Raw genomic sequence first — 6,944 nt, 5'->3', positions numbered from 1 at the left:
GATTAGTGAGGTGCTCTTCTTTTTTCAATCACTTTCGAAGTTGAGAGTGGGGTATAGTAGATATCAATCTACAAACAATAGATGTCATCAATATTAAAACAGCACGTTAGCAATAATACCGACGCATTCTGTATAGATGGGAATACTATGTAACATAAACTTTAGCCAAATCCCAAGATAAACGCGTGTTTACAACAATAACTTAACGTTTATTACACAATGATTACTAGGCAATAAAAAAGGCAACTTGTCAGCTGCCCTCTAATATTATAGGTCTGTCTACCTCGTAATCGATGACATCTGTTTACATAAGTATAAGACATCAAACCCTCAAATACCTTGTTCAAGCATCACCGATAGCCGCAGTCAGGCGCTTGGCAATATCCGCAAGCTCACCCTGATCAGCTTGCGTCACTGCATGACGACCCAACTCGTGAATGCTTGATGGAATTAGGTGTAAATGATAGTGAAAGACCGTTTGACCCGCTTGCGCACCATTCAACTGCATTTGGATAATGCCCTCACGCTCAAACACTTGACGCTGTGCTTGCATGACTTTTTTAGCCGTCATTAATACCGCAGCAGCATACTCTGGCTCAAGATCTACCAAGTCCACAGCCTTTTGCTTAGGTATCACTAATACATGACCTTCGGCTTGCGGCATGATATCCATAAAGGCGAGGGTCTTATCGTCTTCATAGACTTTGTGACAAGGTATATCACCATCTAACATTTTGGCAAAAATATTATTGTCATCATAAGCAGTCTTTTGATTTACTTCAGTCATTATTTTTTCCTTTAAGAGTTTTATTATTAGTTAGTTACTAGCTTAGTAGCTATCAAAAATAGATAAAATCGTCTGTCATATAGTGGACGAAATATGATTGTAGTACAAGTCATCATCCCTTTCATCATTGAGCAAATCAAGCCATATACTCACCATCCCAGCACACGAATTTATTGGCGGGCCATGCCCTTAAAATGTTATATTAACCCTCTATTTTAATAACGCTATGTTTATGGATTCGTCTACTTTGCCAACTCAAACAGATATGGATAATACTGCTATGACCCTTGATAATAAGGAAGAACACTCTGATATTGAGAGTGAAAGCGGTACTCAAACTATCGATCCAAACGCTATTATCTTAGCAGAAGCTTTGACTGACAAGGCGATTAGCTGGCAGATACACAACTGTAAAATCATCAAAAAGACCGTCACGCAAGATTTGCCACTGCCTTTTCTATATCATTATGATAGCTTAGACGATGCCGTCAAGCAGACGCATCCCCTCACACCTGCCTTGCTTGCGCAATTTAACACGCCTATGTCCGCTCGTGAAGCGGCTCAATTAATTGGCATTGATGAAGAGCTATTGAGCAGTCCTTGGCAAGTAAAAGTCACTGGCTCCTTGGTGGTGTTCAGCGAAGCATTACAATTGGCTGTGCGACTACATTGGACCAATACAGGTAAAGAGACACAGCAGATATACACTAAGGATGCCGCCGATGCTATTATTACCGCCTTTAAAGACTGGCAATTTTTTGGACGTGTGGATGTTCTTTACAAGAATAACAAGCAGACATTAATCAGTATTGACGAGCAAAACCCTAATACGCAAGAGCTACCTGCCGAATCGCTATTGACGATTGAGGCAAGTGGTGACTATCAACAGCTTTTGGCCACCCATGCGCTGGCAGTTATTATGAAGCTAGAAGCCGATAAAGCTGAACTACCTTGGTTTGATAAGGCGATTTTATCTCGCATTGAATAGTGCCTTAACTCTATTTTTATCATATTAAACCCATTACCATTACTAAGCTATTTTCAATTATTCATATCTAATGGTATGGTAACGAATTAGTATTATTCACTAGTCCTCACCCTCTATAAAAAGCACACTATCCTTATCAGAACTGAGGGGACATTAGAACTGAGGGTGCAGATTTTAACAACCCCGCCTATTTGTAAGGAATATCACATGGATTATCGCTCAAAAACCTCTACCGGCGGTCGTAATATGGCAGGCGCGCGCGCATTATGGCGTGCCACCGGCATGACTGACGGCGACTTTGGCAAGCCAATCATTGCAATTGCTAACTCTTTTACCCAATTCGTACCCGGTCATGTACATCTAAAAGATCTTGGACAACTGGTCGCACGCGAGATTGAGCAAGCTGGCGGCGTTGCAAAAGAGTTCAATACCATTGCGGTCGATGATGGTATTGCGATGGGCCATAGCGGTATGTTGTACTCGCTACCAAGCCGTGATTTGATCGCTGATTCGGTCGAGTATATGGTCAATGCCCACTGTGCAGATGCGCTGGTTTGTATCTCTAACTGTGACAAAATCACTCCCGGTATGCTGATGGCGGCAATGCGTCTTAACATACCTGTGGTATTTATTTCAGGTGGCCCAATGGAAGCGGGCAAAATCCTAGCCAGCACCGTTGGTAAGAGCCACAATACCGATAGTAATGATAACAGTGCCGTTCGTAAGCTGGATCTTGTCGATGCAATGATGGACGCAGCTGATGACAGCATCAGTGATGAGGATGTGGCCACTATCGAAGCCTCAGCTTGCCCGACTTGCGGCTCGTGCTCTGGGATGTTCACAGCCAACTCTATGAACTGCTTGACCGAAGCGTTAGGCTTGGCCCTACCAGGTAATGGCTCACTCTTGGCCACTCATTCACTACGCCGTGAGCTGTTTTTGGAAGCGGGACGCACCATTGTATCTCTAGCCAAACGTCGCTATGAGCAAAACGATGATTCCGTACTACCACGCTCTATCGCAACCAAAGCAGCTTTTGAAAATGCCATGAGCTTAGATATTGCCATGGGCGGCTCAACCAATACCATCTTGCATCTACTTGCTGCGGCCAATGAAGCTGAGATTGATTTTAAAATGGCTGATATTGACCGTTTAAGCCGCGGTGTGCCTTGCCTAGCAAAAGTTGCCCCTGCCTCACAAAAATTCCATATGGAAGATGTGCATCGTGCTGGTGGTGTCTTTGCGTTACTAGCCGAGCTTGATCGTGCTGGATTATTGAAAACTGACGTGCCGACCATCCATAGTGCGACAATGAGAGAAGCGATTGATAAATGGGATATCATGAACCATGACAATCTTGAAGCACGCGCGCGCTTCCTTGCAGCACCTGGTGGCGTACGCACCACTGAGGCATTTTCACAGTCACAAGAATGGTCGAACCTCGACGTCAACCGTGAGTCAGGTTGTATCCGTAGTGCCGAATATTCCTACTCTGCAGATGGTGGACTGGCTGTGTTATATGGCAATATCGCAGAGCGCGGCTGCGTGGTCAAAACGGCGGGTGTCGATGAGAGTATCTTAACATTCACGGGTCGCGCGCGTATTTTTGAATCGCAAGATGCGGCTGTCGCGGCAGTTTTAGATGACAAAATCATCGCAGGTGATGTGGTCATTATTCGCTATGAAGGCCCTAAAGGTGGTCCTGGCATGCAAGAGATGCTCTATCCAACGACGTATCTAAAGTCAAAAGGGCTAGGAAAAGAATGCGCTCTACTCACTGACGGGCGTTTCTCTGGTGGCACCTCGGGTCTATCAATCGGTCATGCCAGCCCTGAGGCTGCGGAAGGTGGTGCTATTGGTTTGGTCGAAGAAGGCGATAGCATTCACATTGACATTCCAAACCGTACCATCAACATGCAAATCAGTGATGCAGAATTGGCGGCTCGCCGAGAAGCCATGGAAGCACGCGGTCGCGATGCATGGAAACCTGTCAGCCGTGATCGTCACGTGTCGCCAGCATTGCGTGCTTATGCTGCAATGACGACCAGTGCCGACACTGGCGCGGTACGTGACGTAAGTCAAGTTGAGCGCTAAACCTTACTTTTAGTCTTAGCCTCAAAATGTATGACTTATCACTTACTGATATCACTATATTAAGCCTGCGCAATGCAGGCTTTTTTTCACCAAAAAACAACGCATCTGTCGTTCTGATAACTATTTCTTTCGGTAATAATTCTTTTTTATCGTTATGATAAGTCATATTGCAGGCTAGATATTAAACATCCATACCAACCATTATCAATATCGAAAGCCAACCTCTCAAAACCAATCCTTAAAATATAATAACGTGCGAAAACCTTATGATTGAAAACTATAATTTATTTCTCTTAATCTGTGGTATCGCTTTTTTATTGGGAGCATTGTTTCCTGTTGTCTTCAAACGTACCTCAATCTCGCTCCCTATGCTACAAGTGAGTTTTGGCTTGATGATGGGATATTGGTGGACGTCTCTATCGTTTTTGGACCCTATAAATAATGGAATAATCATCGAAAAACTGACAGAGATTGTGATTTTGGTATCGTTGGTTGGCGCAGGTATCAAAATTGATACTGACTTCTCTTGGCAGCTATGGCGACCGGCAGTTAGGCTCTTACTAATCACCATGCCTATTGGTATTTTTGCGATGGCGGCGCTGGGGTATTATGCGTTTGGTTTGAGCCTCGGCGCTGCTATTTTGTTGGGTGCGGTATTAGCACCTACCGATCCTGTTTTAGCGTCTAGTATTCAAGTAGGACCTCCCAATACAGGCAGAGAAGACACGACGCGCTTTACGCTCACATCAGAGGCAGGGTTGAATGATGGATTGGCTTTTCCTTTCGTCTATCTGGCAATAAAGATCGCCGAAGCTTTTAGTGAAGGAAACGCTTTTACCAGCGAGATGCTGTGGTCATGGTTCACACATGATGTTTTGTGGAAGATTGGCGCTGGGGTATTGGTGGGTGTGCTGGTGGGTAAAGCAATGGCGAAGGTTGTGTTTTCTAAACATACCCGTGAGACCACAATATCACAAGGATACGTGGTTATTGCCCTAACCTTAGTCGCTTACGGTGTTGCAGAATACGTGCACAGTTACGGCTTTATCGCTGTTTTTGTGGCTGCCTTTGCGTTTAGACGTTCAGAGTGCGAACATACTTATCACCAAAAACTTCACGACTTTGCCGAGCAGTCAGAAGGTTTATTGATGTCTCTTGTGCTCGTCATATTTGGTATGTTCTTGGGACAAGGCTTACAGTCTGGGGTTGAGCTGACATGGCGTGTCTATATTGTGAGTTTTACCTTCCTGCTCCTCATACGTCCTATTGGTGGTTTCATTGCTTTGTCAGGACTCAATATGCCGCGTACTGAGAAATACGCAATCTCAGCACTCGGTATTCGGGGTATCGGTACTTTGTATTACCTGTCCTATGCGCTCAACACAGATTTCTTTGCTGAGGATGATGCGCTCAAACTATGGATTGTCTGCTCAATTGTGATTCTAACCTCAATTTTTATCCATGGTCTCAGCGCCACAAGGCTACTCAAGATGACCCCAAAAACACGCCATTGATCATTCATGGTTATCAATACGTTTGATACTGTCATCTTGAGAGCGGCTGTATTACCTCAGATCATCAACCCAGCCCAGAACCGCTTCTGTCAATGCAAACTGACGAATATCGTTGAGCATGGTGGTATCAAAATTATGGATAAAGGCAAATGACAATTGACGCACAGGATCACACCAAGCGACTGAGCCATTGTATCCCATGTGTCCAAACCCTGATGACGCATAATCCATGATTTTATTGGTTGTGTCTTTGCCACTACATATAGTAAATAATCTATGATAGCCCAGTCGCCACTGCATAGGCGCTGGCATGACGGCATCTAGGCCTGTGACTTGTATTGCGGAGAGCTGCTTAAACGTAGCACTATCAATTAGCGTCTGCCCTTGCCAAACCCCACCATTGGCCAACATAGCATAGATAGTGGCTAGCGCAACCGCCGAAGCGACGCCATTAGCAGCGGGAATGATTGCCTGTAGTGTCTTGCGATTGTGATAATCAAGTGCTTGTTTTCCGGCAGGAATGAGCGCTGCTTTATAGTTTTTCAGATTGAGCTGACTGGTATTAAAATATAGGCTATTAATACGCGCAGTATTTAATACAGGTTGTATGTTATCAATATTTTTATCGTCTAGATCGTCGTTAAGGCTACTTTGCGTTTCAGCTGTACGCTCATCATTGAGCATTTTCTGTTGCCAGCAATGATAGCTAGGCAGAATTGCATAAGTACGTAAGGTGCTTGTTGAGTCGGATTTTAGGGTTGGTTTTTGGCGCTTGTTACGCAGTTGTACGCTATCCTCATTTAATGACTCAAAGTCTTTGGCAAGCTTTGCTACCTGATCTACTTTGCTATCTGGTACACCAAAATAGCAACTGTCTGCAATACCTAAAGGCTCGGTTAGATACTGACGTAAAGCTTCGGCTAATGACATATGCGTTACGGCTTCTATCACACCGCCAAGTACCCAACCATAGACCAACGCGCTATAAGCGCTGTCATATGCAGCGGCGTCCTCAGGTGCTGTGATAGGCATTCCTTCAATATGATTCAGCATAACGCGCCAATCGAGCATCGTGTCACTATCGACATCGATACTGGTGATCGAAAACAAATCCGCCTGATGTGACATCACCTGTCGCAAGGTAATTTTGTCTTTACCTGATGCGGCAAACTCTGGCCAGTAGTGGGCAATGGGCACGTCATAATCAAGCAGCTTCTGTGATACCAACACATGTACCAGCGTCGCTAGTACGCCCTTACCTGTCGAGAAATTAATCGCTAGCGTATCAGCCTGCCACGGTGTATCTGCCCGTGCCATACCGACACTTGCCTGCGCAAGACACTCACCGCCCTGATAGACCACTACCGCACCGCCCGCTGGCGCGTCATCAAGCTGCAACGCTGTCAGTACTTGCCGTAAGCGATGCTGCAAGTCAGTCCTCATAGATTTACTCGCATTGTTACTATGCGTTGTGTCATCATCCATCATTGTCCCCTCACTCCATTATTGTGAATTATCTCAGCTAAAATTGCTTGAGCACCGATGCCATACAGATATCTGA

At 44.9% G+C, this 6,944-nt stretch carries 5 protein-coding genes; 3 read left to right on the top strand and 2 right to left on the bottom strand.

Features of this window, described 5'->3' with window-relative positions; translation table 11 throughout:
- Nucleotides 1-343: 343 nt before the first annotated feature.
- Nucleotides 344-787, bottom strand: coding sequence for an HIT family protein (locus L0G63_RS08065; RefSeq protein ID WP_301450181.1), 444 nt, complete (start codon nucleotides 785-787; stop codon nucleotides 344-346).
- 232 nt (nucleotides 788-1,019) lie between these two features.
- Here L0G63_RS08065 and L0G63_RS08060 point away from each other — a divergent pair, with 232 nt between their 5' ends.
- From L0G63_RS08060 to L0G63_RS08050, 3 genes are all read left to right on the top strand, one after another.
- Nucleotides 1,020-1,775, top strand: a complete 756-nt coding sequence (locus tag L0G63_RS08060; RefSeq protein ID WP_301450180.1) for a hypothetical protein — start codon at nucleotides 1,020-1,022, stop codon at nucleotides 1,773-1,775.
- Nucleotides 1,776-1,982: 207 nt separating this feature from the next.
- Nucleotides 1,983-3,869: a dihydroxy-acid dehydratase gene (gene ilvD, locus L0G63_RS08055; protein ID WP_301450179.1), complete on the top strand. Its 1,887-nt coding sequence runs from the start codon at nucleotides 1,983-1,985 to the stop codon at nucleotides 3,867-3,869.
- A 266-nt stretch (nucleotides 3,870-4,135) separates the two neighbouring features.
- On the top strand, nucleotides 4,136-5,383 hold the full coding sequence (locus tag L0G63_RS08050; RefSeq protein WP_301450178.1) for a sodium:proton antiporter: 1,248 nt from the start codon (nucleotides 4,136-4,138) through the stop codon (nucleotides 5,381-5,383).
- A 51-nt stretch (nucleotides 5,384-5,434) separates the two neighbouring features.
- Here the strand turns inward: L0G63_RS08050 and L0G63_RS08045 are convergent, their stop codons facing one another.
- Nucleotides 5,435-6,826 (bottom strand): serine hydrolase, encoded by a 1,392-nt coding sequence (locus L0G63_RS08045; protein WP_301450182.1) that lies wholly within the window; start codon nucleotides 6,824-6,826, stop codon nucleotides 5,435-5,437.
- Between the last annotated feature and the right edge of the window lie 118 nt (nucleotides 6,827-6,944).

Origin of the sequence: Psychrobacter sp. (genome assembly GCF_030454045.1) — a bacterium.
Classification (GTDB): domain Bacteria; phylum Pseudomonadota; class Gammaproteobacteria; order Pseudomonadales; family Moraxellaceae; genus Psychrobacter.
Note: the sequence above shows the minus strand (reverse complement) of the source record. Positions and strands in the feature narration are given on the sequence as shown.

Excerpts from the sequence above, each read along its gene's own strand:
- L0G63_RS08065 (WP_301450181.1), bottom strand. The coding sequence starts at position 787 with ATGACTGAAGTAAATCAAAAGACTGCTTATGATGACAATAATATTTTT.
- L0G63_RS08060 (WP_301450180.1), top strand. The coding sequence starts at position 1,020 with ATGGATTCGTCTACTTTGCCAACTCAAACAGATATGGATAATACTGCT.
- ilvD (WP_301450179.1), top strand. The coding sequence starts at position 1,983 with ATGGATTATCGCTCAAAAACCTCTACCGGCGGTCGTAATATGGCAGGC.
- L0G63_RS08050 (WP_301450178.1), top strand. The coding sequence starts at position 4,136 with ATGATTGAAAACTATAATTTATTTCTCTTAATCTGTGGTATCGCTTTT.
- L0G63_RS08045 (WP_301450182.1), bottom strand. The coding sequence starts at position 6,826 with ATGAGGACTGACTTGCAGCATCGCTTACGGCAAGTACTGACAGCGTTG.